The sequence below is a fragment of the Vogesella mureinivorans genome, assembly GCF_007644035.1.
Taxonomy (GTDB): Bacteria; Pseudomonadota; Gammaproteobacteria; order Burkholderiales; family Chromobacteriaceae; genus Vogesella; species Vogesella mureinivorans.
Genome location: NZ_VMTV02000603.1, coordinates 1 through 345, shown reverse-complemented (window position 1 = coordinate 345; position 345 = coordinate 1). Strand labels below are relative to the sequence as shown.

Here is a 345-nt window from a genome sequence, read left to right as displayed (position 1 = left end):
ACGATACCGTCCGAGACGCCGACGAAGAAGTTGCGGAAGAACAGCGTTGTGAAGGCCAGTCCGTAGATCGTGGGGACCAGCACAAGACCGGGTACGGTGCCGGCCATGCCGAGGATGCCCAGCGTGCGCGCCATCGGCAGGAGGACGACCTGGAACGGAATGAAGGCGCCGAACAGCATGAGTCCGAAGATCAGGTCGGAGCCGCGAAAACGCCATTTCGTCAGCGCGTAGCCGTTGATCGCGCCGAGGAAGGTCGAGATGATGACGGCCGGAATGACCATGGCCATGGAGTTCCAGACATAGGGCTTCAGCCCCTCGCAACGCACGCCGACGCAGGCCGAATCC

1 pseudogene is annotated in these 345 nt (G+C 62.6%); it reads right to left on the bottom strand.

Features of this window, described 5'->3' with window-relative positions:
• Nucleotides 1–345: pseudogene (locus FLQ44_RS16475) on the bottom strand (carbohydrate ABC transporter permease); the annotation flags it as partial.